Raw genomic sequence first — 26706 nt, forward strand, 5'->3', positions numbered from 1 at the left:
ATTCATCCCGCGACGGCAAACACCGTATCCGCGTCCACCGGCTTGGTGAGATGCATGTCGAATCCGGCTTCGGCGGCACGCGCCTTGTCCCCCTCCTGGCCGTAGCCGGTCAGGGCGATCAGCTTGCCGTGCCAATGCGGCAGCCGTGCGCGCATCATGCCGGCAAGGGCAAAGCCGTCGATGTCGGGCAGACCGATGTCGAGAAACGCAATGTCCGGCACAAACTCGCCGAGCAAGGACAGTGCCGCACGCGCATCATGCGCCATCCTCACTTCATGTCCATGCAGCTTCAGCAGGCTGGCGAGCATTTCGGCGGCATCGACATTGTCGTCCACCACCAGGATGCGATGGGCCTGCACGCCTGTGGAGACCTCGTTCTGCAATGGCTGCTTCTGCGGTGCATCGATTGACGGCAGTATCACCTTGAATTCGCTGCCCTGGCCCGGCCCGGAGCTAACCGCCGTCACCCGTCCGCCATGCAGTTCGACGATGCTACGCACGATCGCCAGTCCCAGGCCCAGTCCCCCGGAGGAACGGGCGAGCGATTGCGGCGCCTGGTAAAACGGCTCGAAAATCCTGGTCACCGTTTCCGGCAGCATGCCCGCGCCTTCGTCGCGAATGATGATGCCTGTCTCACGGCTGTCCTTATCCTGCGCAATGCTGACGCTGATCTCGCCCTCGGGATCGAAATGCAGGGCGTTGTTCAGCAGGTTGGTCACTATCTGCACCAGCCGGGCTTCGTCGCCGATGACCCATGCCGCCTCCGGCAACGAGACGCGAATGCCGCGGCCGCGCATGGTGACTGCATGCTGCAATGCTTCGACCGCCTGCTCGATGACCGGCACCAGGTCCACGGGCGCATGGCGTATTTCCAGCTTGCCTCGGGTAATGCGTGACACATCGAGGAGATCGTCAACAAGGCGCTTCATGTGTTCCACCTGGCGGCGCATGATCTGGCGCTCCCGCAGGTTCGCGGTTTCCTTCTTGACATCCATCAGATCAAGCGCGGCGACCATCGGCGCCAGCGGATTGCGCAATTCGTGACCCAGCACCGCAAGGAAACTGTCCTTGGCATGGCCGGCTTCCTCGGCATTGGCCAGCGCCTTGTTGAGCGAGACAAGCAACTGTTCGCGCTCCTGCTCGACCGCCCTGCGCTCCTTCGATGCCGACTCCAGCACGGCGCTCATGGCATCGACTTCCTGGATGAAGCTGGGCACGGCCCGCACCGGCTCGCTGTGCACCAGTTGCAGTGCCTGGATCTGCAGGCCGCCGATCGCGCCGGCAATCCTGCGGGCAATGAAAAATGCAAACGCGATACAGACCGCCAGCGATGCGGCGATGCCGGCTGCATAGAGCGCAAGGTTTTCCAGCAAGGCTTGTCTGAAATAGGTGTCGGGCGCGCCGACCACGACCGTCCAGCCGTGCCGCGATGTGCGCGCAAAGGCGGTCAGCACTTCCACGCCGTCGATCGTCCTGCTGATGCCGCTGCCCTCGCTTTTCCCGTCTGCCAGGAGTTGCGCCAGGGTCGGCGATATGCCGGTGGCGACGGTCTCGTCATGGTCCTTCGACCTGGCCACGCGCAGGTTTGCCGCATCATGGATCGAGACGATCCAGCCGGGCGGCATCTGCTGGCGCTTCAGGTATTCGACGATGCGGTTGGGCCTGATCGCCGCGCTGAGCACATAGGTGAGCCTGCCGTTCTCGATGACCGGAATGCGCACCGGAAAGGCCACCCCGCCGCGGGGCCCCTTGACGATTTTTCCGACCACGGGTTCGCGGTCGCCGATGACGCGCATCAGGCTGTCGGGGTCGTTGACGCGCGTGTCCACCGCGCCGAAAGGCGATGCCGTCTTGAAGATGAGATTGCCGTTGCCGTCGGTAAGGATCACCGATGTCCACTCCGGCTTCGAACGCGCCGTTTCCCCGGCCACCTTGTAAAAATTTTCCAGCTCGCCATAGACCAGCGACTGGTTGTACGACAGCGTCCGGAGCGTATCGACCGCGGACTCCAGTTCCGCGTCCACCGCACTGGCAAGCGCCCGTGACAGATTGAGCATGGATGCTTCGAACTGTTGCTGTTGCTGGTCGATCGCGGCGCGTATGCCCCAGGCGCCGATCAGCGCAATGGGCAGAAGGCCCAGCGCCGTCAGCAGCACGAGGAGGCTGCGTAGCCGTACGGTCTTGTTGGTCAGCATGAAATCATGGAAAACGTGATCAGGATAGTTGCCCTGCGGCGCACTTGCCGGGCGCGGTTGGGAAGGTGTTGCCTGTTGAAGCGATGTTAAGGAGGACAAGCAAAGCCACTAAGTCCGGCGTGGCCCGTGGCGGCGAAATCCGACATTATTTCACAGACTCCGCGAATGCTCCTGCGGCGGTATTGCAAGCGGTGTCATGCCTGGAGATTCTGAGGCCGAGGCGACCGACCATTTACCTGCAATCCGCTTCAAGCTCGCTCCTATTGATTCGGCCCGAAAATGGCTCATTTTCCGGGTCGCTGATCTCACCCTCTACCTCTGGGAGAGGGCCGGGGCGAGGGAATCCGGCTCAACCTATTTTCGGGCCGGATCCATAACGGAGTAAATGGCACGCGTATTGCAACCTGGTCCGGTGACTGCGAGTGACTTGATTCAATCCGCAGCAAAAGCGCTGACCCAATGCCCCGTTCTGATACGCCAATGGCTTGGATGCACCGTGATGGGGAAAACCATTGTCATTTCCGGGGAGAATGCATGAATCAGGACAGGCAGGTATCATTTGATCAACGAAAGGCCGGGCGGCGCTGCGCTCTGCCGCCTGCCTGACTCGATACCGGAATGACAATGACCATCGGCACACACACCACCATCGGCCCCTTGATGCAGCCAATGTCCCTGCTGCGCTTCCGCACCCAGGATGTGGATTTTGCAATGGATGTGCGCCGCGTCGAACATATCCTCGATACGCGGCAGGTACGCCGGGTCGATGCAGAAGGGGTTGCCATCGGCAATCTCGCCTTCTACCGCGATGCCGTGATCCCGGTGGTTGACCTGCGCGGCGAAGCTGCCTCCGCCGGGCCGGAGTCGCCGCTTCCGCTGATTGTGCTTTCACTGCGGCAGCAGCTTGTCGGCATCATCGTGCAGCAGGTGGGCGATGTGATCGATGTGCCGGCGCTTGATATCGAGCCGGCACAGTTCGACGGGTCCTGCAGCGCCGAGTATGTCGACGGCATCATCAGCAACGACGATGGAAAAACGCTGGTCGTGGATATCGGGAAGCTGCTCTATCCGTCGGAACAGGAACGGGGATAGAGCCGCTGCAGCCGTACGCCGCAATGAAACCGCAGCCCGGTTCATGACGGAGAAAGCGCCGGGCGTTGTTGCCGGCGCCTGCCATCAATCCACCTTGATATTGCCCTTCTTCACCACCGCAGCCCATTTCGCCACTTCCTCGCGCTGGAACTTGTTGAATTGATCAATCGTCATCTTGGGATTGTTCAATCCCATTTTCGACAGGCGATCCTGCAGCTCGGGCTCGGCCAGGGCCTTCATGATTTCATTATGCAGCCGCTCGACGATGGGCTTGGGCGTGCCGGCCGGGGCGAACACCGCCTGCCAGGACTGCACATCGTATCCGGGAGCGCCCGCCTCGGCCAGCGTCGGCACGTTCGGCATGGTCGGTACGCGCGTGGAAGCGGTGGTCGCCAGCGCCCGCAGCTTGCCCTGCTGGATATGCGGGCCGCCGACGATGGTGGTCTCGATCATCATGTCGATCTGGCCGCCCAGCAGATCCTGCAGCGCGGGACCGCCGCCCTTGTAGGGCACGTGCGTGATGTCGATGCCCAGGCTTTGCTTCATCAGTTCCAGCGCCATGTGCGGCGAGGTGCCGCTGCCCGGCGAACCGGAAGTGATCTGCTTCTTCGCCTTGGCCGCGGTGATCAGGTCCTGGATGGTCTTGTACGGCGAGTCGGCGCGCACCAGGATCAGGTTGGGAATCATGCCCAGCATCGCCACCGGCTCGAAGCTCTTGATGGAGTCGTAGCCGATGTTGGGATACAGGCTCTGGTTGATCGCATGGGAACTGATGGTGCCGCCGAGCAGCGTATAGCCGTCGGCCGGCTGGCGCGCCACGTAGGCCGAACCGACGCTGCCGCCGGCGCCGCCGCGATTCTCGACGATGACCTGCTGGCCGAGGGCCGCGCCGAGCTTGGGCGCAATCAGGCGCGCCAGCGTGTCGGTATTGCCGCCCGGCGGGAACGCCGCGACATAGGTAATCGTCCTGGCCGGCCATTTATCCTGCGCCATTCCCGGCAGGGATGCGGCAAGAAGGGAAAGGCCGATGACGGCGAGCGCGCTTCTGCGAGTGGTGTTCATGATGTCTCCTTGATTGGATGCTTCTCTTTTGCGTTGCTGGTGGCTGATGTCCGATATCCGATGGCCGGCTGCTGTTGCTCCGGCACCGGTCTTCAACGTCCGGTCTTTGCGCGCCAGGCTTCGAAATCGGTTTTCGACTGCTCGTCGGTGGGTGGATACAGGCCGAGGATGGACCTGCCCTTGAGCACCTCTTCGGTCACGAAGTCTTCGAAGGCTGTCATCTCGGTGGCTTCTTTCGCGATCTCGTCGGCGAGATGGGCGGGAATGACGATCACGCCTTCGCCGTCGCCGACCATCACGTCGCCGGGGAACACGGCCACGTCGCCGCAGCCGATCGGCACATTGATGTCGAGCGCCTGGTGCAGCGTCAGGTTGGTGGGCGCCGAGGGACGGTTGTGATAGGCCGGAATGGACAGCCTGGCGATTTCCGGCGAATCACGGAAGCCGCCGTCGGTGACGATGCCGGCCGCGCCGCGCACCATCAGGCGCGATACCAGGATGGAGCCGGCCGACGCGGCGCGCGCATCCTTGCGGCTGTCGATCACCATCACCGCGCCCGGCGGGCACTCCTCGACCGCCTTGCGCTGAGGATGCGCGCGGTCCTGGAACACGCTGATCGGATTGAGATCCTCGCGCGCCGGAATGTAGCGCAGCGTGAAAGCCTCGCCCACCATGTTGCCCTTGTTCGGATCGAGCGGGCGCACATCCTGGATGAACTGGTTGCGCAGGCCGCGCTTGAACAGTGCGGTGCACAGCGTGGCCGTGCTGACCTTCTGCAGTAGTTCTTTTGTCTGCTGATTGAGTGCCATGTGAATTCTGTCCTGTTCGATGTTGTAATTAGAAGATGTCGGGTTCGCCCACCGGCGCGCCGAAGCCGGTTTCAAGGAAGTCGAAGTCGCAGCCGTCGTTGGCCTGCTTGATATGCTGCGAGAACATCCAGCCGTAGCCGCGCTCGAAGCGCTTGGGCGGCTGCTTCCATTCCGCCTTGCGGCGTGCAAGCTCTTCCTCGGAGACTTCCATGTTGATGCTGCGCGCAGGGATGTCGATGGTGATGATGTCGCCGGTGCGCACCAGGGCCAGCGGGCCGCCGATGTAGGATTCGGGCGCCACATGCAGGATGCAGGCGCCGTAGCTGGTGCCGCTCATGCGCGCATCCGACATGCGCAGCATGTCGCGCACGCCCTGCTTCACCAGCTTCTTCGGAATCGGCAGCATGCCCCACTCCGGCATGCCGGGGCCGCCGAGCGGGCCGGCGTTGCGCAGGATGAGGAAGTCGTCGGCGGTCACATCAAGATCGTCGCGCTCGACCGCTTCCTTCATCGTCGGATAATCGTCGAACACCAGCGCGCGGCCGGAATGCTTGAAGAAGCGCTTCTCGCAGGCGCTGGGCTTGATCACGCAGCCGTCGGGAGCGATGTTGCCCTTGAGGACGGCGAGCGCGCCTTCCTCATACAGCGGATTGTCCATGGTGCGGATGACGTCGTCGTTGTAGACTTCGGCGCCCTGGATGTTTTCGCCGATGGTGCGGCCGTTGACGCTCAGCGCATCCAGGTGCAGCTTGCTGCTCAGGCGATTCATCAGGGCCGTCATGCCGCCGGCATAGTAGAAATCTTCCATCAGGTAGGTATCGCCGCTGGGCCGGATGTTGGCGATCACCGGCACATGGCGGCTGGCCTTGTCGAAATCTTCCAGGCCGATATCGAAGCCGGCGCGGCGCGCCATCGAGATGACATGGATGATGGCATTGGTCGAGCAGCCCATCGCCATGGCCATGACGATGCCGTTCTCGAACGAGCGGCGCGTGAGCATGCGCGCGGGTGTCAGGTCTTCCCACACCATGTCGACGATGCGGCGGCCGGACTCGGAAGACATGCGGATATGGCCGGCGTCCGGCGCGGGAATCGAGGACGCGCCGGGCAGCGTGAAGCCGACGGCTTCGGCGATGCCGGTCATGGTGCTGGCCGTGCCCATGGTCATGCAGGTGCCGTGGCTGCGGGCGATGCCGCCTTCAATTTCGACCCACTCTTCCTTGCTGATCTTGCCGGCGCGGCGCTCGTCCCAGAACTTCCAGGCGTCCGATCCGGAACCGAGCACATGGCCCTTCCAGTTGCCGCGCAACATCGGGCCGGCAGGCACGAAGATGGCCGGCACGCCGGCGCTGGTGGCGCCCATCAGCAGGCCGGGCGTGGTCTTGTCGCAGCCGCCCATGAGAACGACGCCGTCGACCGGATGCGAACGGATCAGTTCTTCCGCCTCGATCGCCAGCAGGTTCCGGTACAGCATGGTGGTCGGCTTGACCGCGCTCTCGGACAGGGAGATGGCCGGCAGTTCCACCGGAAATCCGCCCGCCTGCAGCACGCCGCGCTTGACGTCCTCGACGCGCTGCTTGAAGTGCATGTGGCAGGAATTCATGTCCGACCAGGTATTGAGGATGGCAATGACGGGTTTGCCGACGAATTCGTCCGGCGAATAGCCCATCTGCATGACACGGGACCGGTGGCCGAAGGAACGCAGGTCGTCCTTGGCGAACCAGCGGGCGCTGCGGAGGGATTCTATGCTCTTTTTAGGAGTGCTCATGCGGCCTCACATGGGATGGCAACAATGGAAAAGGACCTTGACTGCGCAGACGCAAGGCAGCTCGGCAAGGCAGCTCGGCAAGGCAGTTCGGCAAAGCCGCGAAGGCTATGCATGCTTGAACAGGATTACAACACTAATATATTAGTATGTCAAACCACCGATAAGGACTTATCATGTCGATATTCCTTTTGTGCCGACATGCAATCCATCCCTTTCCGTACCGCCTACGAATGGACGCCCTGACCGACGTGACCCCCGCCCAGTTCAACCTGGATCGCACCCGCCATGCCGCGCCGCAGATCTTCGAACATCTGCGCGAACTCATCATTTCCATGTCGCTGACGCCCGGCATGGTGCTCTCGCGCGCGGAGCTTGCCCTGCAGTACAACATCAGCCAGACGCCGGTACGGGACGCGCTGATCCGGCTGAGCGAGGAAGGACTGGTCGATGTCTATCCGCAGCATGCGACGGTCGTCAGCCGCATCGACGTGAACCTGGCGCAGGAGGCGCATTTCCTGCGGCTTTCGGTGGAGATGGAGATTGCCCGCACGCTCGCGGCGGTAGCGGACCCGGCGCTGATCGAACGCCTGCGCAGGCTTGTGTCGCGGCAGAAGGCTGCTCTCGAGGAGAAGGACCTGTCCGGCTTTGCTCTCGCCGACCAGGCTTTCCACCGGCAGATGTATGAAGCGGCGAAAGTCCCCCATCTCTTTTCGCTGGTCCGCCGCCACAGCGGCCACCTCGACCGCCTGCGCAGCCTGCATCTGCCGGCGCCCGGCAAGGCATTGGCCGTGCTGGCCGATCATGATGCGATCCTGGAGGCCATCGCCCAAGGCGATTCAAGCCTGGCCGAGCAGAGCGTGCGCAGGCATTTGTCTGGAACGCTCGCCAATGTCGAGGAGATCCGGACGAGGCACCGGGATTATTTGAAAAATTGAGGATGGATGCTCGACCGCTTGCGCAAGCGGATCAAGCGGCTCAAGCGGCTCAAGCGCCTCAAGCGCCTCAAGCGGCGGCGACGCCTTGAAGCTGCTGCCGCAACATTGAAAGCATCGCCTCCGCCGCGGGAGACAGCGAGCCTTCCCTGCGCCTGACCAGGCCGATGGACCTGCGGATGATGGGCCCGACCAGCGGGCGGCGCACGATTTTTCCGCCACTGATGACATCGGCCGCCATGGAAGGCAGCGCCGCCACGCCCAGTTGCTCGCTCACCATCGCGCCGATGGTCGCCAAGTGATCCACTTCATACGCAGGGTGAAAGCCGAAGCCGTTCTGCAGCGCAGCGGCTTCCATGTACTGGCGCACGCTGGTATGGCGCGACATCGAAATGTGCGGCGCCGACAGGGTATCGGCCAGGCTGATCTCGCCGCTTTCCGCTCCGAGCGGATGACCGCGCGCCGCCAGCAGAACGAAGCTGTCTGTCGTGAGCGGCAGGTAGTCGAGGTCGGTATAGGCGGGATTGGCTGCCGTGAGCGCGAAGTCGACGCGTCCTTCCCGTACCAGTTCGAATGCCGGTTCGGACAGGGTATCGATCAGCGCCAGCTTGATGTCGGGATATTTCTCGCCGAAGGCGCGGAACAGGGGAGGAATCACATGGGCAGCCAGGGACGGCAGGGCGGCGAGCGCCACGCGTCCCCGGCGCAGCGCAGTGACATCCTTCACCGCCGCCACCGTGCGCTCCATGTCCGACAGCAATTCCTCGGCATGCGACGCCAGCACCTCTCCGGCCGCGGTCAGGGCCACCGAACGGGTCGTCCGGTCAAACAGCCGCGAGCCGAAGGCCTCTTCCAGCCGGCCGATCAGGGTCGACAGCGCCGATTGCGAAAGATGCATCTGCTGCGCAGCCTGGCTGAAACTCAGGCTGTTGGCCACGGCAAGAAAAGCCCGCAAATCGCGGTTCGATAAATTTATCTCCATGATTGATAAGTTTATAGAAAATATGCGATTTACAGATAAAAACCATGGCGGCACACTGGACTCTCCTTTTGGTTACCCAGCACTCATCAAACACATGGATACCCGGAACGCCTCCTCGTCCCCGCTTGCAAATCAATCAACCTTGCTGCCGAAGCCTTCGCAGGCATGCGCTCTTGTCATCGGGGGCGGCACGATGGGCGCCGATGTTGCCCTGGTGCTGGCCCGCGGCGGCTGCCGCACCATCGTTCTGGAACGCGGCGACATTCGCCGGCAGGCGCTCGAATCCCATTTCACCAATGGATTGCGCGAGCTTGATGCGGAGCACAGGCGCAATCGCCTTTCCACCTGTGCATCGCTGGATGAGGTCGACTGGCAAGACATCGACCTGGTCATTGAATGCATTCCCGAAAAACTGCCGCTCAAGCAGGAACTGTTCGCGGATCTGGTGCGGCGTGCGCGCGGCGACACCGTGTTGTGCAGCAACAGCTCCAGCTTCCCGATCTCGGCGATCGGCGCAGGCCTCGACACTGCAGACCGCATGCTCGGCCTGCATTTCTTCATGCCGGCGCACCTGGTTCCGCTGGTGGAAGTCGTGCTCGGCGAGCGCTCCTCGATGGCGCTTGCCGAATCCCTGACGGCCTTCATGCGCGGCTGCGGCATGGTGCCGGTGTTGGTGCGCAAGGATCTGCCGGGATTTCTCGCCAACCGCCTCCAGCATGCGCTGGCGCGCGAAGCCTTTGCACTCATCGATGCCGGCATTGCGACACCGGAGGATGTCGATGCGGCGGTACGCTTCGGCTTCGGCTTCCGCTTTCTCGCCGCGGGGCCGGTGCTGCAGCGTGACCATGCCGGCATCGACGTGCATTGTCCGGCCGCGGCCACCATGTATCCGTCGCTCGCGACCAATACCGTACCTTCCAGGGCGCTGTCGGAACGCCTCGCCACCGGACGATTCGGCATGAAGACAGGGCAAGGCTTCTTCAAATGGACGCCCGAGAGCATCGCCGCCGAACGCAAGCGTTATGACGATCTGCTGAAGGCCGGCTTGCGCCTGCTGGCGGCCGAGCTCCCGAAGATTGACGATTGACGATTGACGAATCAACGCCCTGCGGTGCGGCAATGAGCGGCATCGCAGGGCCAACCTCCATGTTGACCAGTGACCAACCATGCCACGCCTTGCACTCATCCATGCTTTAAGCCATTCGGTCGATCCGATCAACGACGCCATTGCGCGTGAATGGCCCGAAGCCATACGCATGAACCTGCTGGACGACTCGCTGTCGGCGGACCTGCTGCATTCCGGCCGGGGCCTCGATGACCTCATGCACCAGCGCTTCCAGGACCTGGCCGGCTATGCCGTCGGCACAGGCGCGCAGGCGATCCTTTTCACCTGCTCGGCCTTCGGCTCCTGCATCGAAGCCGTGGCGCGCCGTCACGCGCGCCTGCCTGTCCTCAAGCCGAACGAGGCAATGATCGCGGATGCCCTGAGCGCCGACGGCCCGATAGGATTGATCGCGACATTCGGGCCGACGCTGGAGTCGATGCCGCCCGAGTTTCCCGCTTCCGTGGAGCTCCGCTGCGCGCTCGCCGAAGGCGCGCTCGATGCCCTCAATCGCGGCGACGCCGAACGACATGACGCGCTGATCGCTGAACAGGCGAAGCGATTATCCGCTGAAGGATGCAGCACGATTGCCCTTGCGCAGTTCAGCATGGCCCGCGCGCGCCATGCCTGCGAACAGGCGGCCGGCAGGCGGGTGCTCACGACCGTTCACAGCGCGGTGATGGAATTGAAGCGGCGCCTGTCGAGCCAGGCGATTTGACGGGGTAAATCAACAAGGCGAAGTTTCATAATTCAAGTGGTTAAAACGAGGAGACAAATCATGCTTAAAAAGCTCATGTTCGCATCCGTGCTCTTTGCCCAGGCGCTCAGCGCCGGGGCGAATGAAGCGTATCCGTCGAAGCCGATCAAGTTCGTCGTTCCCTATCCGCCGGGCGGGCCCACCGACGCCATGGCACGGCTTATCCAGGGACCCCTGCAGGCAAAATTGAATACTCCGGTCATCATCGACAACCGCGGCGGCGCCGGCGGCAACCTCGGCTCGGACTTCGTCGCCAAGTCGCCGGGCGATGGCTACACGATTCTGCTGGCGGCAAGCGGTCCGATGTCTGTCAACAAGACCTTGTACAAATCGCTTCCCTTCGATCCGGAAAAGGATTTCGCGCCCATCATCCAGATATCGGAGTTTCCGCTGGTGCTGGAAGTGCATCCCTCGGTGCCCGCCTCCAACCTGAAGCAATTTCTTGCGCTTGCCAAGGAGCGGCCGGGCGAACTCAGCTTCGCCTCCGCCGGCAACGGCACTCCGCAGCATCTGGCGGGGGAATTGTTCAATAGCGCAACCAAGATGAAACTGCAGCACATACCTTACAAGGGGGCCGGTCCGGCGCTCAACGATGTCGTGGGCGGCCATGTGAAGGTCATGTACGACATCCTCGGCAGCTCGGTTCAGCACATCAAGGCCGGAAAGCTGCGTCCGCTTGCCGTCACCACGGCAGCCCGCAGCCCGGCGCTGCCTGACGTACCGACCCTGGCGGAAGCCGGCCTGCCGGGATACACGTTTTCGGCCTGGCATGGCATCGTCGCGCCGGCGGCGACTCCCAAGCCGATTGTCGCCAGGCTGAACCAGGCCATCAACGAAATCTTCGCCGATCCCGCCTTCAAGAAAAGATGGGAAGAACTCGGCACGCCCATCGTCGGCGGCACACCGGAAAATTTCGGCGCATTGATGCGTTCGGAGTCGTCCAAGCTGGGCAAGCTGGTCAGGGACACCGGCGTCACGCTTGACTGAGCCTTGTCCGGGCGCTTGACCGAGCGCTTGGCTCCGCCGCTACGTTAAGGAATCTGGAAGATCGATCTCCAGACTTTCCAGAGTCTTGAGATCGAAGGGCTGCGGCTCATTCCGGCTCGGCCAGTGCAGGAGTCGCACCGGTACGCCAGATGCCTTCCCGTACAGGACCAGTACGGGAAGGCGTCATCCTGCATTCGCGCGGCAGCTGTCCGCATCGCATCCGCCGTCATCAGGCGCCGGACTCATTGCATCGCCATTCGTCGTCTGCGCTGTGTTCGCGCTCTCGGCCAGCAGCGCCCCGATCTCCGCTCCCACACGCAAGTCTTCCACCTGTCCCAGGTGCTGGTGCCTGATCCTGCCGCTCCTGTCGATCAGCACCAGGCTGGGCGTGCCGCGCAGCTGCAGCATCCGCATCGTGCGCGGCACGGAACCCTGCTCGGCCGGACGGTCGATGCCGATCGGCATGCTGATCCGGTATTCGCTGGCGAAGGCGCGCAGCGCCGCCGGGGTCATCACGTCATGGTGCTCGAACACCGTATGCAGACCAAGCACGGCGACGTCCGGGGTGGGGAATGCGCGAACGATGCGTTCGGCCTGGGGAATGCCGTACATCACGCAGCCGGGGCACAGCATCTGGAAGGCATGCAGCACCACCACGCGGCCGCGCAGGTCGGCCAGCCGGATTGGCTGCGGGGTATTGATCCACTCGGCCACGTCGAGCTCGGGATACAGAGAAAAATTCTGCATGTTGTCCTCCGGGTTGATTGCGGGCGGCAGGCGCCGCCCTTGGCTTTCAGTACTCGGTTTCCGAATTGCTCAATTGCTCAATGCCACCGCCGGAAAATCCAGCGGCACGTCGAAGGCGACATTGACATAGTTGGTGAACAGGTTCAGCGCCACATGCGCCATGATCTCGACGATGTGCTCATCATTGAAACCCGCTTCACGCAATGCCGAGATGTCGGCAGCCGATACCTGCGCACGCTCGTTCACCACCTTGAGGGCAAACGCGAGCGCAGCCGCCGTTTTCGGCTCCGCGGCGCGGCCGGCCTGGGCCGCAGCCATTTCCTCCGCGCTGGCGCCGGCCTTCTTGCCGAGCATGGTATGGGCCGCCAGGCAGTATTCGCACCGGTTACGGTTGGCAATGGCGACGGCGATCTGCTCGCCAAGCTTCGGGTCGATGGCGCCGCCGCCCAGCGCGCCGAACGCACCCCACATGCTTTTCAGGGCGGCCGGGGAATTGGCCACCGTCCTGAACATGTTAGGCGTGGCGCCGAAGGCCGCATGGATCTGCTTCAAGGTCTGCTGGCTGGCATCGGGAACGTGTTCGATATTCATATTGATACGGGACATGCTGGTTTCCTTTCAAAGGCGAGGCTTGATCACTTGATCACGATGGAGAACTCCTGTCGCGGCGGGAATTTCACATCCGGCGGCTTCAGTGAGATGCAGTATGCGATTCGAAAGCGTATGATTGGCACCATTTCATCCATCATTCATACCTTTTCGTTCAAATGGATCTCCAGGCCCCCATCGACAGGTTATCGGCGCTGCTGACGCGCTTCCGTGTGCGCGTCAGCCTTTTCCATTCGGGGCCGCTGTGCGGCCTGCAAAAGTTTGACTGCGGCAGCGGTCTTGGTTTTCTGCATGTGCTTCGGCGCGGCAGGATGGAGGTGACGCATCACGGCACCGCCGGCATGCCGGAAAAGCTGGTGCTGGATGAGCCGAGCCTGCTGTTCTACCCGCGGCCGCTGACGCATCATTTCCACAATCCGCCCAGGGACGGGTCGGATTTCACCTGCGCCGCACTGGAATTCGAAGGCGGCGAAAACAATCTTCTCGCACGCAGCCTGCCGCCGTTCCTCCGCCTGCGGCTGGACGCCGTCGAAGGGCTGGAACCCGCGCTGGCGCTGCTGTTCGCAGAGACGGACCGGGTGCGCTGCGGCCAGCGCGTGCTGGCGGACCGGCTTTTTGAAGTGGTGCTGATTCAGTTGCTGCGATGGCTGCTGGATCATCCGGAACAGGCAGGCATACAGCCCGGACTGATCACCGGGCTCTCCCACCCGCGACTTGCGCGCGCGCTGGTGGCGCTGCATGAAGCGCCCGGCGACGCATGGACGCTGGAACGCCTGGCGGAATGCGCGGGCATGTCGCGCACGAGTTTCGCAACGGTGTTCAAGCAGGTGGTGGGGCAGACGCCGGCGGATCATGTGGCGAGCTGCCGTATCGCGCTCGCCCAGGCCGGGCTGCGCGAGGGGCGGCCGGTCAAGCTGCTGGCCGAACAGCTCGGCTATGCGAATCCGCCGGCGCTGTCGCGCGCCTTTGCGGCAAAGGTGGGACTGTCGCCAAGGGACTGGCTGACTCGGGACCGGGGCGCCGGCGAAGCGCAAGCCGGCAGCGACACGGTCCCGCAGAACCTTCCCTGAACCGGCCGCGGTCCGGGAACCGGTCGATTCAGGAAAGAAACGCAGTTTCCTGCATTACTGCATTATTGCTTCACTGCTCGGCGAATGCGCGCTCGATCACGAAATCGCCCGGAGTCGAAGTATTGCCTTCCTTGAAGCCGCCTTCTTCAAGCATGCGCTTGAGGTCGCGCAGCATGGCCGGACTGCCGCAGATCATCACGCGGTCTTCCTTCGCATTCAGCGGCGGGGTGCCGAGGTCGGCGCACAGCTTGCCGGTGCTGATGAGGTCGGTGATGCGGCCCATGTTCTTGTACTGTTCGCGCGTCACGGTCGGGTAGTAGCGCAGCTTGCTGGTGACCAGTTCACCGAGGAATTCATGATTGGGCAGGTGCTCCATCAGGACGTCGTGGTAAGCCAGTTCATCCACCTGGCGCACGCCATGCACCAGCACCACCTGTTCAAATTTCTCGTAGGTTTCCGGATCGCGGATGATGCTCATGAACGGCGCCAGGCCGGTACCGGTGGACAGCAGATAGAGGCGGCGGCCGGGCAGCAGGTAATCGATCAGCAGCGTACCGGTCGGCTTGCGTCCGACGATGATGGTGTCGCCGACCTGGATATGCTGAAGGCGCGAGGTCAGCGGACCTTCCGGCACTTTAATGCTCAGGAATTCCAGGTGTTCCTCGTAGTTGGCGCTGACGATGCTGTAGGCGCGCAGCAGCGGCTTGCCTTCGACCCGCAGGCCGATCATCGTGAAATGGCCGTTGGAAAAGCGCAGGGCGGGGTCACGCGTAGTGGTGAAGGTGAAAAGACGATCCGTCCAGTGGTGAACACTCAGGACGCGTTCTTCGTGCAGGGCACTCATTGGTTTCCGTTCCTCATAAACCGGGAAAAAGGCGACATTTTACCGCTCCGGCGCGCGGACGGCTTGCAAGTTGTGCTTTTCAGCCATTGCGCGCCCGCGCAAGACCTTGCCGAACGTGCAATTCCCTGGGCTCGCCGGAATGATGGATGAATGGCAATAGCCCGCGCAGATGCATTCTTAGACATCATACAAGCCAGCCAACATGTATAATGTTTGCGCGCACCGACGGCCGGACATCGTGGCCGGCATCCGGGTGCCATTACCACCTTCCCGTCAAACAAGGCAGACTTATTGCCGATCAGGAGACTGCATGAAAAAACTCATGTCCCTCGCGCTGGCCGCATGCTGCGCCGCCACGCTCGCCGCACCCGCTATCGCCCAGAACGCCGCCGATTATCCGAAGAAGTCGATCAAGATCGTGGTGCCCTTCCCCGCAGGCGGCACCTCGGATGTCCTGGCGCGCCTGGTCGGCCAGAAGCTGACGGCAGCCTGGGGACAGCCGGTGGTGATCGACAATCGCAGCGGCGCCAACGGCAACATCGGCGCCGACCAGGTGGCCAAGTCCGATCCCGACGGCTATACCCTGCTGCTGATGGACATGGGCAATCTCACTCTCAGCCCCACGCTGTATCCGAAACTGCCTTTCAGCCCGGTCAGGGACCTGGTGCCGGTGACGATGCTGGCCTACTCGCCCCACCTGCTGGTGACCACCAATTCGCTCCCGGTCAAGTCGCAGGCCGAGCTGGTGAACTACAGCAAGGCCAACAAGAACAAGCTCAATTTCGCCGCGGCCGCGGGAACCGGCAGCGCCACCCACCTGGCCGGCGTGCTGTTTGCCCAGAAGACCGGCGCCGACTGGGGTTATGTGCCCTATCGCGGCGGCGCGCAGGCGCTCAATGACCTGATCGGCGGCCAGATCGACGTGACCATGAACGGCATGGTCGCCACCTATCCGCACGTCAAGGCCGGCAAGATCAAGCTGCTCGCGGTATCGAGCGCCAAGCGCCTGCCGCAGTTGCCGGACGTGCCCACCGTCAGTGAAATGATCCCGGGCTTCGTGACCGGCAGCTGGCAGGGCGTGATGGCACCGGCTGGCACGCCCAAGCCCATCATCGACAAGCTCAACAAGGAAATGGCGGCCATCGTCAGAATGCCGGACGTGCGCGAGAAGATGACCGCGCTCGGCGCCGAAGCCCAGACCAACAGCCCCGAGGAATTCGGCGCCTGGATGAAGACCGAAATCGCAAACTGGGCTAAAGTTATCTCCGATGCCAATATCAAGTTAGACTAGCGGGGTGGCTTGGAAATTTGATAAGGTTAAGGCAGACGCGGCAACATCGTGTCGGGACAAGGACAAGCGCAGCAAGGCCAGGGCCTTGCGGGCATTGTCGGCGCGGTACCGGCCCGATTCCCGTCTGCATCGGACCAGCAGATTTTCGACTCGCACCACTGTAGCAGTTTCGGCCTGACCGGCATGTCCGATGATGCGCGCCAAAGCGGCCCGCATCGGAGGCTGGCAGAATGAGCCTGCTCCGCAGTTTACGTTTGATGGCCGGGGCAGCCATCAGATGACTTTTTACTTAAACGGTCCCACCAAGAAAGAGAGACAACTCATGAAAAATATCAAATTACTCGCTCTCGTATTGTCTGCCGCAGTGCTCGCAGGCTGCGCCGGCATGAAACAGTCGGGCGCAGGCTCCAGTGCCTCGCAGCAAAGCAGCTCCGCTACCGACGATACGGCCATCGTCAGCAAGATCAAGAGCGGCCTGGCTGCCGACGCCGATCTCAAGGACACCAAGATCGATGTCACCAGCGCCCAGGGCGCGGTACGCCTGAAAGGCGAAATCAAGTCGCTCGCACTGCGCCGCAAGGTCGACGCGATCGTCAAGGATGTCCCCGGCGTCAAGTCGGTCGACAACCAGCTGATCGTCACAGGCTAAGCCTGTCGCGGCCGCACCATACCGGATACGTGGCCGGCAGGCATGCCGGCTTCATGAAGGAAGGCAGCGGTATCGGGCGCAAGCGACAACTTCGCTGCCAGTACCCGAATATCTCGATGCCCCAGGCCCCGCAACGCGGGGCTTTTCATTTTCCGAAGTGCAAACGGCAGTCCGCTCCGGGGCCTGTTCACACTTCGTTCGGGAGTGCGAAGGCACCGTAGGCGTTGCAGGGCCGGCAAAGGCGGCAAGCCTTTGCGTCGCCACGCGCCACCGCCAACACGCGTTTTGATGCGAACGCATCTCCCGAAGGAAGTGTGAACAGGCCCTAACGCACGAAGCGCTGGACGTAATCGGCACCCAATCCCACGGCCTCGTAATGGCGCCGGCACATGTCGATCTTGGTGAACACATCTTCATAGCCGGTCTGCATGCCGTTCTCGTCGACATAGATCATGGCCCCGCTGATATTGAAGAAGGTGATCATTTCCTCGCAGTCGGCGGGCACTTCCAGCGTATGGATCTCGCCCGGCGGCTCATAGACGAAGTCGCCGGCATTGGCCACCCAGTCGTGCTCGCGGTAGAACCACTTGCCCCTGATGACATAGCCGACCACCAGCATCGGATGGCGATGCCGGGACAGCACGCCCGACTTGCGCACCCGCAGCAGGTTGCACCAGCCCCCGGTGACGGTATTGAGCAGCAGGGGACGGAACCAGACGTCCTGCGCTTGCGGCACCCACTCGCGCTCGTCGGCAGGAATGGCGGTGGCTACGATTTCCGGCTGTATGCCGCCGGCTGGCGCAATAAAGGCAGACATGCTGATTCCTTAGGCAACGAGATAACCGCCATCGACAGGGAGGATGACGCCGGTGATGAAACGCGCTGCATCGCTGGCAAGGAACAGCACCGGCGCCGCCACATCGGCCGGCGTGCCCCAGCGCCGCAGCGGCGTGCGGTCAAGGATCTGCCTGCTGCGGCCCTCGTCGTCCTGCAGCGCCTGCGTCAGAGGCGTGGCGATCCATCCGGGCGCCACCGCGTTGACGCGGATGCCATCCTCCGCATAGGCGATCGCCAGCGACTTGGTCAGCTGCATGACGCCGCCCTTGCTCGCGCTGTAGCCGGGCACCAGGCCGCCGCCGAAATACGACAGCATCGACGCGGTATTGATGATGCAGCCTTTCGACTGCCTGAGCAGGGAACGCGCGGCGGCGCAGACGCGCATGCTGCCGTTGAGGTTGATGTCGATGACATCTTCGAACGCGGCCGGATCATGCTCGGCGCCGCGGCGGATGACGCCGGCGCAATTGACGACGACATCGAGGCTGTCGAAGCCCGCGATCAACTGCGTCACCGCGTCGCCGTCGCGCACATCGAGAACGCGCGCATTCACCGCCTTGCCGCCCGCCGCGGCTGCTTCCACCTCGCGTTCGGTGGCGCCGGTCACCAGCACGCGCGCGTCCTGTTGGGCGAACGCCGCCGCGATGCCGGCGCCGATGCCGCTGGTCCCGCCGGCCACCAATACCGATTTCCCGGCCAGTCCGAAATTCATTGCCGTCATTGCCACCTCGTCGATGCAGGAAGAATCAAAGTGAGGACGAGGGGCAGACATGATTTGTCCATCCCTCGCATTGCGCCGACATAGCAGCTATATGGTGGCCATGTCGCCGCAATATCGCCGGAACTCAGTTGTCGATCAGTTCCGGATTCCAGGCATGCACGGTCTGCTGCTGTTCGCCGAGGCCGGCAACGCCGAGACGCATCACATCGCCCGCCTTCAGATAGACCGGCGCAGGCTTCTGGCCCATGCCCACGCCCGGCGGCGTGCCGGTGCTGATGACGTCGCCCGGGTACAGGGTCATGAAACGGCTGATATAGCTGACCAGGTGCGCCACCTTGTAGACCATGGTGCGGGTGCTGCCGTTCTGGAAACGCTTGCCGTTGACTTCGAGCCACATGTCGAGATTCTGCGGATCGGGCACTTCATCTTTAGTGACCAGCCAGGGTCCGATGGGACCGAAGGTATCGCAGCCCTTGCCCTTGTCCCACTGGCCCGCGCGCTCGATCTGGAATTCGCGCTCGGAGATGTCGTTCACCACGCAGTAGCCGGCAACATAATCCAGCGCATTCTCTTCGCTGACATAGCGCGCCTTGGAGCCGATCACCACGCCGAGCTCGACTTCCCAGTCGGTCTTCACCGAGCCCTGCGGCAGCACCACCGGATCATTGCAGCCGATCACGGCGCTGGTGGCCTTCATGAACAGCACCGGCTCCGGCGGCACCGGCAGATTCGATTCGGCCGCATGATCGGCGTAGTTGAGGCCGACGCAGATGAACTTGCCGACGCCGGAATACGGCGTCGCGATGCGGCCGGGATTCTCGACCACCGGCAGCTTGCCGGTATCGATGTCGGCCAGCCTGGCGAGCGCCTCCGGCGACAACGTCCCGGTCGTGAAGTCCGGCACCACGGAGGACAGGTCCCTCACCTTGCCGCCGGTATCGACGATTGCCGGTTTCTCGTTTCCCTTCGCGCCATATCGCATCAACTTCATGTGTCTTCCTTGATCAGGTGTAGTGATTGTGCTCAGCTCTTCAATGACTGAGATGTCTTCAATTGGACCAGCCGCCGTCGATGAGCTGCGCGGTGCCGGTCGTGAATGAGGATTCGTCGGAGGCAAGATACACCGCCAGCGCGGCGATTTCGCTTGCCCGGCCGACGCGGCCCATGGGCTGGCGCGCGACGAAGGCGGCTTCCACTGCGGCAATGCTTTGTCCGCTGTTGCGGGCCTGCGTTTCTATCCGCTGCCTCAATGAAGGTGATTCTACGGTGCCGGGACAAATCGCGTTGCAGCGTATGCCCCTGGTGACGAAATCGGCGGCGACCGACTTGGTCATGCCGATTACCGCTGCCTTTGATGCGCCATAGACGAAACGGTTGGGCACGCCCTTGATGCTGGACGCGGCCGAGGACATGTTGATGATGGAACCGCCGCCGCCTTCGACCATCGCCGGCAGGAAGGCGCGCATCATGCGGTACATCGCGCGCACGTTGAGATCGAAGGAGAAATCCCATGACTTCTCGTCGCATTCAAGGATGCTGCCGTGATCGACAAAGCCGGCGCAGTTGAACAGCACATCGATATGTCCCACTTCGCGGGCCAGCGCCTCGATGGCGGCCGCATCGGTGACATCGAGGCGGCGCGCGGTGCAACCGGGCAGTTCGGCCAGTTCCGGCAGCAGGTCTTCATTGATGTCGGTGGCGATCACGCGTGCGCCTTCGCGCACGAAGGCCTCGACGGTGGCGCGGCCTATGCCCTGGCCGGCTGCGGTCACGAGGGCGATCTTGTTGGAAAGGCGGGGCATGCTGGTCTCCATGGTCTGTTCCCGCTTCATCGATACCGGCGTGCCCTTGCAGGCATGCCGGCGCGTCGATGGGGCGGGATGATTTTTCGTGTTGAACGCCGATTGACCGTATGATAAATTGGTAAGACCACTTTATCAATTCATTCTCAATTATTTTTTCACCGGACATGACGCAATCGTTATCGCTGAGCACATTCGCCCGCCTGCCGTTGGCAATCAGGCCGCATTACGACCCGGCAGCATTGCGTGCCGGAATCGTTCACATCGGCACCGGCGCGTTTCATCGCGCCCACCAGGCCGTGTATACCGAAGAAGCGCTGGCCGCCGATTACGGCGACTGGGGAATCATCGGCGCAAGCCTGCGCCAGCCCGGCGTGGGCGACACGCTGCGCGCGCAGGACAGCTTGTACAGCGTGCTTACCAGGAGCGCCGCGGGCAGCGGCGTGCGCGTGATCGCCTGCCTCCGCGACGTGATCCACACGCCTTCCGATCCGCAGCGCCTGCCCGCGCTGATTGCTTCGCCGCAGATCAGGCTGGTATCGCTGACCGTGACCGAGAAGGGATACGGGCTGGATCCGGCGACGCGCTCGCTCGACTTCACCCATCCCGATATCGCACAAGACCTGCGCGCACCGCACCTGCCCGCAAGCACCGTCGGCACGCTGTTCGCCGGCCTGCATGCGCGCCGGCTTGCGCATGGCCAGCCGCTGACCGTACTGTGCTGCGACAACCTGCAGCACAACGGCCGCCTGCTGAGGCAGCTCGTGCTGGCCTTTGCCGAACAGGTCGATGGCGCCACCGCGCGCTGGATCGAATCCCGGGTCGCCTTCCCCGACACCATGGTGGACCGCATCGTGCCCGCCACCACGCCTGCGACGCTGGACGAGGTCGAGGAAAGGCTCGGCCTGCGCGACGCTGCCGCGGTCTGGGGCGAGCCCTTCATGCAGTGGGTGATCGAGGATGCGTTCGCCGGCGAACGGCCGCGCTGGGAAGCCGGCGGCGCGCAGTTCGTCAGCGACGTGAAGCCTTATGAAGACATGAAGCTGCGGCTGCTCAACAGCAGCAATTCCCTGCTCGCCTACCTCGGCTATCTCGGCGGCTGCGATTATGTCTACCAGGCCATCGCCTTGCCCGGCTATGCGCAGCTGGTGCGGCGCTTCATGCAGGAAGAAGCCGCGCCTACGCTGTCGATGCCCGCGGAGCAGGACCTCGGCGCCTATCAGGCGCAGCTCATCGAGCGTTTCGGCAATACGGCCCTGCCGCACCGCTGCCACCAGATTGCAATGGATGGTTCGCAGAAGCTGCCGCAGCGTTTTCTCGCGGTGGTGCGCGACAACCTGGCGGCCGGCAGGCCGGTGCGCCTGTCGGCGCTGGCGGTCGCCGCCTGGATGCGTTATGTCGGCGGCGCCGACGAGAATGGCCGGCCCATCGCGGTGCAGGATCCGCTGGCGCAGCAGCTGCAGGCGGCCGCGCAGGGCAGCGCCGCGGACATCGTCGATCGCGTGCTCGGCATGCGTTCCATCTTCGGTGAAGACCTGCCGCGCAGCGAGCGCTTCCGCGGCGAACTGGTCGCCGCGCTGCAGCGTCTGCAACAGGTCGGCAGCCGCGCGGCCGTGATGGAATACGTCACCGCCTGATTATTTCGCCAGGCATCCGGATCACAATAAATCGAACCAGGAGACTCCATGAAAATCATCGATGCCAAGGTCATCGTCTGTTCGCCCGGCCGCAATTTCGTCACGCTCAAGATCATCACCGACGACGGCCTCAGCGGCATCGGCGATGCGACATTGAACGGACGCGAGTTGTCGGTGGCATCTTATCTGACGGACCATGTCATTCCCTGCCTGATCGGGCGCGACGCGCATCAGATCGAGGATATCTGGCAGTACCTGTACCGCGGCGCCTACTGGCGGCGCGGGCCGGTGACAATGACGGCGATCGCCGCGGTCGATACCGCGCTGTGGGACATCAAGGCCAAGGCGGCCGGCATGCCGCTGTATCAGCTGCTGGGCGGGAAGAGCCGCACCGGCGTCATGGTGTACGGCCATGCCAACGGCGCCGACATCGACGAGACGGTCGAGCAGGTGCTGCATTACAAGAAGCTCGGCTACAAGGCCATCCGCGCGCAGTCGGGCGTGCCCGGGCTGAACAAGGTATACGGCGTGGGACGCGGCTCGCTGTTCTATGAGCCGGCCGACAGCACGCTGCCGTCGGAGCATGACTGGAGCACCGAGCGCTATCTGCTGCATACGCCGAAGCTGTTTGCGGCGGTGCGCGAAGCGGTGGGGCCGGACGTGCATCTGCTGCACGACGTGCATCACCGGCTGACGCCCATCGAAGCGGCACGGCTGGGCAAGGCGCTCGAGCCATACCATCTGTTCTGGATGGAGGATGCGACGCCTGCCGAAAACCAGGAGAGCTTCCGCCTGATCCGGCAGCACACCACGACGCCGCTGGCGGTGGGGGAAATCTTCAATTCCATCTGGGATTGCAAGGACCTGATCCAGCAGCAGCTGATCGACTACATCCGTACCACCGTGGTCCATGCCGGCGGCATCACGCAGCTGCGCCGCATCGCCGATTTCGCCGGCATGTACCAGGTGCGCACCGGATCGCACGGCGCAACCGATCTGTCGCCGGCCTGCATGGGCGCGGCCCTGCATTTCGACCTGTGGGTACCCAATTTCGGCATTCAGGAATACATGCGCCATACCGATGAAACCGATGCGGTCTTCCCGCATGCCTACACCTTCGAGGACGGCTTCCTGTATCCGGGCGATGCGCCCGGCCATGGTGTCGACATCGACGAGACGCTGGCGGCACGCTATCCATACAGGCCCGCCTACCTGCCGGTAAACCGCCTGGCGCATGACGGCACGCTGTGGCATTGGTGATGCCTGAAAGGCAGATTACTCCGCCAGTGTCGGGGCATGCTGAAACGGGCGCGCATCCACCGGCATGTCGATGATGAAGGTGGTGCCGCGCTGGGCGGTGCTGTCGACGCCGACGCTGCCGCCGTGGCTTTCGACCACGCCGCGCACGTAGGGCAAGCCGATGCCCCAGCCGCGGCTGCCGCCTTCCTTGGCCGACACGGCGCGCCGGAACACCTGGAATACCGATTCCATCTGATCGGGAGGAATCGCCGGGCCTTCGTTATGCACTGACACCACGGCCCGCCCATGCAATGCAGTCACGCTGAAACGCACCGGGCTGCCGGGCGTGCCGTATTTGACCGCATTGTTCGCCAGGTTTTCAATGCAGCGCCTGACCGCCTCGCGGTCCCAATGGCCGTTGACCGGGCTGCCGTCCACTTCGAACAATGCGCCATGGATGGAGGCGAACTGTTCGGCCACCTCGCGCGTCAGTTCCAGCATGTCGAACGGCTCGATGCGCAGTCGCAGGCGCTCGCCGGTCTGGAACACGATGGCGTCGAGCAGATTCTGGATCATGCCGTCCATGCGGCTGAGATTGCTCAGGATGCGGTCGGCCAGCGACTTCATTTTTTCCGGGTCGGTGGAATGCTTGATCAGGTCGGCCGCCGCCACCGCGGTGGCGAGCGGATTGCGCAGGTCATGGGTGAGCGCGGCCACGAAGCGCTCGCGCAGCGCGGACTGGGCCAGCGCGAAGGCATTGACCGCATCGCGAATGGAATTGTCGATCGAGGCATTGATGATGGCGAACTCGTCGCTGTTGAGCTGCACGCCATGTTCGCGCAGCACATCGAAGATGGTCCAGCGCAGCAGCTGGTATTCGGAGACGACGGCCTGGGCGTTGTAGTTGGTCAGGCGGGCGCGTTCGCCGCCGTGTTCGGATGCCACCGTATTGGTTTCGGTTTCCGGACTGCGCGCATAGCCGGGCGTAATGGCTTCGGCGATGTTGTCGTACAGGCCGGGAAAGGTATTGATCATGATCGGATGCGGCAGATGCTCGGCTTCCTTGACCGTCGCGCGCAGGCGTTGCCCCCATTCCTGGAGCACAGCCTCGCGCAGTGCCAGCATCCGCCTTGCGTTGGCGGACAGCTTGTCGTCATCCAGTTGTTGATCGCTTGCGAATGTCACGTTATTACCTTTAATTAACATAAAAGCAATGAGCTGCCCCGATTGTAGCAATCGCTGCGCCACCCTACCCGGCCCGGCGCGGTCTGAATGAAGATCATGCCGATTCGCTCAATATCCGCACCGCGTCGGACAGCCTGTAGGGCTTGGCAAGCAGGCCGACGTGTGGCATGTCCACCCGCGTTTCGGTATAACCGGTGGCCAGCACCACGCGGATATGCGGAAAGCGCTCCCTGACGATGCGGGCAAGATCGATGCCGCTGACGCCGCCCGGCATGACGATGTCCGAGAGCACCATGGAAATCGACGGTTCGCTGTCGAGCATGGCCAGCGCCTGTTCGCCGTCGGCGGCGGCGACGACACGGAATCCGGCGTTCGACAGTGCCGGCGCCATCGATTCCCGCACCAGCGCATCGTCCTCGACAAGCAGCAGCGTGCCGGACCCCGCGAGCGGCTGTCCCGCCTTCTCGCCCGACCGCGTTGCCTGAAGCGCGCCAGTGGCTTGCGGCAGATACAGCGTGACGGTGGTGCCCTTGCCTTCCTCGCTGTGCAGCAGAGCCGTGCCCCGTGCCTGGGTCGCGAACGCATAAGTCTGCGACAGGCCCCAGCCGCTGCCCTTGTCCACCGGCTTGGTGGTGAAGAAGGGATCGAGCGCCCTGGAAAGCACCTCGGCCGACATGCCCGTTCCAGTGTCGGTGATGGCGATACGCACATAGTTTCCGGGCGCAAGGCCATTGACGGATTCGGCCATGACGACATTGCGCATGTCCAGCGTAATGCCGCCGCCGTCGGGCATGGCGTCGCGCGCGTTGATCACGACATTGAGCAGGGCCAGTTCGAACTGCAGCGTGTCCACCGTCACCGGCCACAAGCCGTCGTCCAATCGCAGATCGAGGCGGATACTGCTCGGCAGCGCGCTTTGCAGCAGCGGCAGCGCCGCATGCAGGGTGTCATCCGGGCGGATCGTGTCGAGCCGCGCTTCCTGCGCCCTGCCGAAGGAGCGCATCTGCCCGGTTAGCAGCGCGGCCCGTTCGATCGCCCGTTCGCAGGTGTCGACCAGCGACGGGATGCGCGAGGCATCCTTGTTCAGGCGGATCAGCTGCAGCGAGGTCGCCAGGGTCTGGAGGATATTGTTGAAGTCATGCGCGATGCCGCCGGTCAGGCGGCCGAGCGCTTCCAGTTTCTGGCCCTGAAGCAAGGCGCGCTGCGCCCGCTCGGCGGCGGCCACCGCTTCGGCAACCCGCAGCTCCAGGTTGGCCTGATGCTGGCGGATCTGGCGGCTGGCATCGACCATCGCAAAGCCGGCCGCATCCGTCTCCAGCATGCCGGAAGGCATGACGCGCACGGGCTCGCCCCGGCCCAGGCTTTTCGCGGCCATTCTCAGCTGCTCGATGGGCTCGGCGGTGCGTCGGGCATACCAGCGGGCGCCGGCGATGGCCACGCCCAGCAGGACCAGCATGATGCCGCCAAGGAATTGCGCGGCGTAAATGGCGGGGCGCCGCATTTCCGCGACCGGGATATTGACCACCACCGTCCATTCGGACTTCGCGGCGCGGCTGAAAAACGCCGCGGTCTGCCTGCCGTCCAGCGTCGTGCCGTAATGCAGTCCCGACTTTTCTCCCGCGAGAATGCGCTTTCTGAGCGCCTCGTTCGCCAATTTGCCGACGTACCTTTCGGGTTCGCTTGTCCTTGCCATCACCATGCCCTGGCGGTCGACCAGCACGGTCAGCCAGCCGGCGGGCAAGCCTTGGCCATTGAGTAGCGACTGCAGGTTCGATGCGGCGATGCCCATCGCCAGGTGATGGCGCACCTCGCCGCCCTGCATGATGGGCACCTGCACTGCATAGTCGTAGCGCTTGCCGGCGGGCGCAAAGAACAGGTCGGATACCACCGTCTTTTCCAGGCCATAGCGGCGCTGCAGCTCGGAAAGATTGGAATTGCCCTTGGGAAGAGGCGCGCCGAAGGGCAACCGGGTATTGAGCAACTGCTTGCCCGACAAGTCGCGGATGACGACCGTCGATGTCTCCGGCGGCGCCAGACTGCGCGCATGATCATAGAAGGCCCGCAGGTCGTTTCCGGCAATCGCCGGAGAGCTTGCCAGCGCACGCAGCAAGCTCTCCGTTGCCTGCAGGTCGCTGTCGACCAGCGCCGACAGCGCGCGCGCCGTTTCCGACATGCCGTTGATCTGTTCCTGCTGCTGTTCCTTGTAGACGAACCAGACCGCCAGCAGCGATGCCAGAAACGACGGGATCAGGACCGACAGGATCAGGACCAGCAGGCGGGTTCGGATGCGCATGAATGCTTTCGGTATTTGCAGGATTCGTAAGAATTGCAGGATTTGAAGTATACCGGTTCGGTATTCTTGCGGTTTTCCGGTACCAGCGGCAATAAA

Annotated in this window: 24 protein-coding genes; 10 read left to right on the forward strand and 14 right to left on the reverse strand. The window is 63.2% G+C overall.

Features of this window, described 5'->3' with window-relative positions; all coding sequences use genetic code 11:
* Window positions 1-2 precede the first annotated feature (2 nt).
* Window positions 3-2195 (reverse strand): hybrid sensor histidine kinase/response regulator, encoded by a 2193-nt coding sequence (locus FH061_RS19120; protein WP_151637428.1) that lies wholly within the window; start codon window positions 2193-2195, stop codon window positions 3-5.
* A gap of 624 nt (window positions 2196-2819) precedes the next feature.
* Here FH061_RS19120 and FH061_RS19125 point away from each other — a divergent pair.
* Window positions 2820-3287, forward strand: a complete 468-nt coding sequence (locus tag FH061_RS19125) for a chemotaxis protein CheW (RefSeq protein WP_192805139.1) — start codon at window positions 2820-2822, stop codon at window positions 3285-3287.
* A gap of 84 nt (window positions 3288-3371) precedes the next feature.
* Here FH061_RS19125 and FH061_RS19130 read toward each other — a convergent pair whose 3' ends face one another.
* From FH061_RS19130 to araD, 3 genes are all read right to left on the reverse strand, one after another.
* Window positions 3372-4349 (reverse strand): Bug family tripartite tricarboxylate transporter substrate binding protein, encoded by a 978-nt coding sequence (locus FH061_RS19130; RefSeq protein ID WP_151637430.1) that lies wholly within the window; start codon window positions 4347-4349, stop codon window positions 3372-3374.
* A gap of 92 nt (window positions 4350-4441) precedes the next feature.
* Window positions 4442-5158: a ribonuclease activity regulator RraA gene (locus FH061_RS19135; protein ID WP_151637431.1), complete on the reverse strand. Its 717-nt coding sequence runs from the start codon at window positions 5156-5158 to the stop codon at window positions 4442-4444.
* Window positions 5159-5186: 28 nt separating this feature from the next.
* Complete coding sequence (gene araD / locus FH061_RS19140; protein WP_151637432.1) at window positions 5187-6926, reverse strand: L-arabinonate dehydratase; 1740 nt, start codon at window positions 6924-6926, stop codon at window positions 5187-5189.
* 230 nt (window positions 6927-7156) lie between these two features.
* Between araD and FH061_RS19145 the strand changes: the two genes are divergently transcribed.
* Window positions 7157-7861 (forward strand): GntR family transcriptional regulator, encoded by a 705-nt coding sequence (locus FH061_RS19145; RefSeq protein ID WP_151637433.1) that lies wholly within the window; start codon window positions 7157-7159, stop codon window positions 7859-7861.
* A gap of 67 nt (window positions 7862-7928) precedes the next feature.
* On the opposite strand, the gene FH061_RS19150 is transcribed toward FH061_RS19145, so the two are convergent.
* Window positions 7929-8840 (reverse strand): LysR family transcriptional regulator, encoded by a 912-nt coding sequence (locus FH061_RS19150; protein WP_151637434.1) that lies wholly within the window; start codon window positions 8838-8840, stop codon window positions 7929-7931.
* A gap of 94 nt (window positions 8841-8934) precedes the next feature.
* Here FH061_RS19150 and FH061_RS19155 point away from each other — a divergent pair, with 94 nt between their 5' ends.
* The 3 genes from FH061_RS19155 (at window position 8935) to FH061_RS19165 (ending at window position 11686) form a co-directional block, all read left to right on the forward strand.
* The gene (locus FH061_RS19155; protein ID WP_151637435.1) at window positions 8935-9927 is read left to right on the forward strand and encodes a 3-hydroxyacyl-CoA dehydrogenase family protein; all 993 of its coding nucleotides are present in this window, start codon (window positions 8935-8937) and stop codon (window positions 9925-9927) included.
* A 79-nt stretch (window positions 9928-10006) separates the two neighbouring features.
* Entirely contained in the window at window positions 10007-10660 is a 654-nt protein-coding gene (locus FH061_RS19160; protein WP_151637436.1) for an aspartate/glutamate racemase family protein, read from the forward strand.
* A 60-nt stretch (window positions 10661-10720) separates the two neighbouring features.
* Window positions 10721-11686, forward strand: a complete 966-nt coding sequence (locus tag FH061_RS19165; RefSeq protein WP_151637437.1) for a Bug family tripartite tricarboxylate transporter substrate binding protein — start codon at window positions 10721-10723, stop codon at window positions 11684-11686.
* A gap of 183 nt (window positions 11687-11869) precedes the next feature.
* On the opposite strand, the gene FH061_RS19170 is transcribed toward FH061_RS19165, so the two are convergent.
* Window positions 11870-12433 carry a peroxiredoxin family protein gene (locus FH061_RS19170; protein ID WP_151637438.1) on the reverse strand — a complete coding sequence of 188 codons (564 nt, stop codon included), beginning with the start codon at window positions 12431-12433 and terminating at the stop codon, window positions 11870-11872.
* 69 nt (window positions 12434-12502) lie between these two features.
* Window positions 12503-13039 carry a carboxymuconolactone decarboxylase family protein gene (locus tag FH061_RS19175; RefSeq protein WP_151637439.1) on the reverse strand — a complete coding sequence of 179 codons (537 nt, stop codon included), beginning with the start codon at window positions 13037-13039 and terminating at the stop codon, window positions 12503-12505.
* Between the two features lie 161 nt (window positions 13040-13200).
* Between FH061_RS19175 and FH061_RS19180 the strand changes: the two genes are divergently transcribed.
* Window positions 13201-14112: an AraC family transcriptional regulator gene (locus FH061_RS19180; protein ID WP_151637440.1), complete on the forward strand. Its 912-nt coding sequence runs from the start codon at window positions 13201-13203 to the stop codon at window positions 14110-14112.
* 70 nt (window positions 14113-14182) lie between these two features.
* Here FH061_RS19180 and FH061_RS19185 read toward each other — a convergent pair whose 3' ends face one another.
* Window positions 14183-14956, reverse strand: coding sequence for a ferredoxin--NADP reductase (locus FH061_RS19185; protein WP_151637441.1), 774 nt, complete (start codon window positions 14954-14956; stop codon window positions 14183-14185).
* 310 nt (window positions 14957-15266) lie between these two features.
* Between FH061_RS19185 and FH061_RS19190 the strand changes: the two genes are divergently transcribed.
* Together FH061_RS19190 and FH061_RS19195 are read left to right on the forward strand one after the other, a co-directional pair.
* A complete protein-coding gene (locus tag FH061_RS19190) occupies window positions 15267-16247 on the forward strand; it encodes a Bug family tripartite tricarboxylate transporter substrate binding protein (protein WP_151637442.1) in 981 nt (326 codons plus the stop codon).
* A 322-nt stretch (window positions 16248-16569) separates the two neighbouring features.
* Complete coding sequence (locus FH061_RS19195) at window positions 16570-16896, forward strand: BON domain-containing protein (protein WP_192805140.1); 327 nt, start codon at window positions 16570-16572, stop codon at window positions 16894-16896.
* Between the two features lie 325 nt (window positions 16897-17221).
* Here the strand turns inward: FH061_RS19195 and FH061_RS19200 are convergent, their stop codons facing one another.
* The 4 genes from FH061_RS19200 to FH061_RS19215 form a co-directional block, all read right to left on the reverse strand.
* Window positions 17222-17713 (reverse strand): 2,4'-dihydroxyacetophenone dioxygenase family protein, encoded by a 492-nt coding sequence (locus FH061_RS19200; protein ID WP_151637444.1) that lies wholly within the window; start codon window positions 17711-17713, stop codon window positions 17222-17224.
* 9 nt (window positions 17714-17722) lie between these two features.
* Window positions 17723-18454, reverse strand: coding sequence for an SDR family NAD(P)-dependent oxidoreductase (locus FH061_RS19205; protein WP_151637510.1), 732 nt, complete (start codon window positions 18452-18454; stop codon window positions 17723-17725).
* Between the two features lie 124 nt (window positions 18455-18578).
* Window positions 18579-19445, reverse strand: coding sequence for a fumarylacetoacetate hydrolase family protein (locus tag FH061_RS19210; protein ID WP_151637445.1), 867 nt, complete (start codon window positions 19443-19445; stop codon window positions 18579-18581).
* A 58-nt stretch (window positions 19446-19503) separates the two neighbouring features.
* Complete coding sequence (locus FH061_RS19215) at window positions 19504-20256, reverse strand: SDR family oxidoreductase (RefSeq protein ID WP_151637446.1); 753 nt, start codon at window positions 20254-20256, stop codon at window positions 19504-19506.
* 167 nt (window positions 20257-20423) lie between these two features.
* Between FH061_RS19215 and FH061_RS19220 the strand changes: the two genes are divergently transcribed.
* On the forward strand, window positions 20424-21893 hold the full coding sequence (locus FH061_RS19220) for a mannitol dehydrogenase family protein (RefSeq protein WP_151637447.1): 1470 nt from the start codon (window positions 20424-20426) through the stop codon (window positions 21891-21893).
* A 48-nt stretch (window positions 21894-21941) separates the two neighbouring features.
* Window positions 21942-23153 (forward strand): D-mannonate dehydratase ManD, encoded by a 1212-nt coding sequence (gene manD, locus FH061_RS19225; protein WP_151637448.1) that lies wholly within the window; start codon window positions 21942-21944, stop codon window positions 23151-23153.
* Between the two features lie 15 nt (window positions 23154-23168).
* Here manD and FH061_RS19230 read toward each other — a convergent pair whose 3' ends face one another.
* On the reverse strand, window positions 23169-24317 hold the full coding sequence (locus tag FH061_RS19230) for a sensor histidine kinase (protein ID WP_151637449.1): 1149 nt from the start codon (window positions 24315-24317) through the stop codon (window positions 23169-23171).
* A gap of 94 nt (window positions 24318-24411) precedes the next feature.
* On the reverse strand, window positions 24412-26610 hold the full coding sequence (locus tag FH061_RS19235) for a hybrid sensor histidine kinase/response regulator (RefSeq protein WP_151637450.1): 2199 nt from the start codon (window positions 26608-26610) through the stop codon (window positions 24412-24414).
* Window positions 26611-26706: the final 96 nt, after the last annotated feature.

Source organism: Noviherbaspirillum aerium (assembly GCF_008929045.1).
Taxonomy (GTDB): domain Bacteria; phylum Pseudomonadota; class Gammaproteobacteria; order Burkholderiales; family Burkholderiaceae_D; genus Noviherbaspirillum; species Noviherbaspirillum aerium.